The sequence below is a fragment of the Pseudomonas protegens genome, from assembly GCF_003732485.1.
Lineage (GTDB): Bacteria > Pseudomonadota > Gammaproteobacteria > Pseudomonadales > Pseudomonadaceae > Aquipseudomonas > Aquipseudomonas protegens_B.
The window spans coordinates 18,189-21,262 of the sequence record NZ_MOAK01000053.1; the positions used below are offsets into that span (position 1 = coordinate 18,189).

Annotated in this window: 1 protein-coding gene and 2 pseudogenes; all 3 read left to right on the forward strand. The window is 58.5% G+C overall.

From position 1 onward, the window contains the following. Positions 1-553: 553 nt before the first annotated feature. Positions 554-1,528 (forward strand): fimbrial protein, encoded by a 975-nt coding sequence (locus BLX41_RS13230; protein WP_123725242.1) that lies wholly within the window; start codon positions 554-556, stop codon positions 1,526-1,528. Between the two features lie 253 nt (positions 1,529-1,781). Continuing rightward, positions 1,782-2,205: pseudogene (locus BLX41_RS35255) on the forward strand (site-specific integrase); the annotation flags it as partial. A gap of 57 nt (positions 2,206-2,262) precedes the next feature. Then, a pseudogene (locus tag BLX41_RS35260) lies at positions 2,263-3,074 on the forward strand (ATP-binding cassette domain-containing protein); the annotation flags it as partial.

The following is a 3,074-nucleotide window of genomic DNA, read 5'->3' on the forward strand; positions in this document are numbered from 1 at the left end:
CTGCGCAAGGACGTCCGGCTGGTGGCCATCGACGGCCCCCACTGCCTGCTCCAGGCCGCACCGACAGAGGCCGCCGTGCACTTGCAACGGTTCATGCACGAGCTGGCTCAGGCCCGGGTTGCACGCTTGGTAGGTAAGTAGTTGAGCAATGCGGATCGGGCCCGCATCGCCGACAACGCGTGTGACGCCCCGAATACGACATGATGTTTGCCGCCTCCTCCTGTGGCACCAGTACCAGAAGCGCGGAATCTGATAGCGCGAGTCAGTTGTCTACACTGGCCGCCCCCAGCGAGCGAGCCTATAGAAATGGAAGTCGTCTCATGTTCGAACGTAACAAACTGGCTCCAGAGAAACGGATCACTGATTGGGTTGGCCTTGACCCAGCCGTGTATGGCAGTCAACTGGAGGGGCGTGAGTAATAGCGCCCTCTCCCCCTATCGATGCAGGTCCTGGCACAGGGCAGCAACCGCGTGTTTTGGGAGTAGTCTTATGTCCATTGATAGGTTGACTTACTAGGCTGCGGCGCTTCTTCAGACCCGGCATAGTCATCCTCATGAAGCCTTTAAATCTACAGAATCCCCTGCTCAGCTTTATCGCGGCGACGTTGCTGATCGGCGCGTCGGACGCGATGGCGGCGAATTGCACATTCACTGGTACCTCTAGCGGCACTCAAACGCTCAACTTCGGCGCAAGCCTGGCCAACGGCGGCCTGACAATCCCCGCCGACACGCCGGATGGCACGGTGGTCTACCAGGACACCCAGCAGCAATCGTTCTGGAACAACTGGTCGTGCACTGCGAGCTCGCAATATGGCGTGAGCGTCAATCCATCGTTTGGCACCCCGACCAGTGTCGTAACAACCTTCCCCTTGGGCAAGACGGGGCTCTCGTTCCGTATCTGGATGGATATGGTGGATCGCTATGAGCCTTCTCTGTTTGCGGTTGCCCCAAAAGCCTATGGTGTTCCAGCAGGCGCGATCCGATTGGAAATCGTCAAGACAGGCCCATTGGCATCGCAAGCCAGGATTCCTGCCGGGAACCTGGGCGACCTGCGAGCAGGCGAGCTGACTCTGAATAGATTCAACCTGGCCAACTCTCTGGTATTGAATGCGGCCTCCTGCAAGACCCCCGCAGTATCGGTTCAAATGGGCAACGACTATCGCCTTGATGAGTTCAGCCAAATCGGCGCCACCCCCCGGGTTGTCGACTTCAACATTGCTCTGAATCAGTGCCAGCGCGGCATCAAGAAAGTGACCTATCAGCTCAAAGCGACCACCCGGATCATCGACTCGAAGAACGGTATCGTGGCCCTCAATGGCCAATCCACGGCCAAGGGCATTGGCCTTCAATTGATGAACGATGTAGGGCAACCCATCGCCCTGGACACCCCCTACCCGTTCAATGAGTTCAACTCCGAGGGCACCGACTTCAGGATTCCCTTATCTGCAGCCTACTACCGCTTAGGCGACAGCAGAGTTGAAGCCGGCACCGCGAATACCGATGTGACGTTCATTGTGAGCTACCTCTAACGCAGTCAGGGCCAACAGCAGCCATTGCTTTTTTCACTTTGGGCCGGATGTTCACGCATTTTTTAGTTTGGGGGCTTAAAAGTCTTCAGGGGATTGGCGACGCCCCTCCACAAGAGCTTGAGAACGCCAAAGCCCTGGCAAGCCCCCCTAATGCTCGCGATTGGCCAGTGTCAGGCCGCCCTGCGCGAAGCGGCTGCGGCGCCTACTCTGCATCCTCTGCACATGGATGGTTCGATCAGACCCCCTCCCGGAAAACCGGTATGTCCTGCTAACTGATCGCGTACTTCATGCAAGGTAGTTCGCGGAACAGTCCGCGGTGCGCCGGAAAGCAGGAAGCGACGCGATAAAGGAACTCCCTTGCGCCCTCCCTCCTTCCAGGCTGAGTCAGCACATAAAACAGACCTGCGACCTGCATAAGGCAGTGGACCCTGGCATTGCAATGGCTGAACGTTCGCTATCGTCCGCCGTACAACTGCCGTCATACTTATGCGACAATATGCACAATGTCTGGCATGAATCCCGCCTTTGTTGCTCAACAGCTCGGACACAGCGTCCAGATGCTGCTCTCGACCTATGCCCGCAGGCTCAGTTCCAGCGGCGATTGGGGCGAAATGGAAAAGCTCCTGAATGCCCCAGAAATGGCCCCAGCGCAAAACATGCGGCTCGCAAACCCTTGATAGGTAAAGTAATTGATCTCCACAGCTAACATCACCATGCAGTTCGGCGCCAAGCCGCTGTTCGAGAACGTTTCGGTCAAGTTCAACGGTGGCAACCGTTACGGTCTGATCGGCGCCAACGGTTGCGGTAAGTCGACCTTCATGAAAATCCTCGGTGGCGACCTTGAGCCGTCCGGCGGCCAGGTCATGCTGGAGCCGAACGTGCGCCTGGGTAAACTGCGCCAGGACCAGTTCGCCTACGAAGAATTCACCGTGATCGACACCGTGATCATGGGTCACGAGGAGCTGTGGAAGGTCAAGGCCGAGCGTGATCGCATCTACTCGCTGCCGGAAATGACCGAAGCCGACGGCATGGCTGTGGCCGAGCTGGAAACCGAATTCGCCGAGATGGACGGCTACACCGCCGAATCCCGCGCCGGTGAATTGCTGCTGGGCCTGGGCATTCCCCTGGAACAGCATTTCGGCCCGATGACCGAAGTGGCTCCAGGCTGGAAGCTGCGGGTGCTGCTGGCCCAGGCGCTGTTCTCCGATCCGGAAGTCCTGCTGCTGGACGAACCGACCAACCACCTGGACATCAACACCATCCGCTGGCTGGAAAACATCCTCACGGCGCGTAACAGCACCATGATCATCATTTCCCACGACCGGCACTTCCTCAACAGTGTCTGCACCCACATGGCCGACCTGGACTACGGCGAGCTGCGCCTGTTCCCGGGCAACTACGACGAGTACATGATCGCCGCGACCCAGTCCCGCGAGCAGCTGCTGTCGGACAACGCCAAGAAGAAAGCCCAGATCGCCGAGCTGCAGACCTTCGTCAGCCGCTTCTCGGCCAACGCCTCGAAAGCCAAGCAGGCCACCTCCCGGGC

Bases quoted from the DNA above. Each gene is read 5' to 3' on its own strand.
- BLX41_RS13230 (WP_123725242.1), top strand. From the start codon at position 554: ATGAAGCCTTTAAATCTACAGAATCCCCTGCTCAGCTTTATCGCGGCG.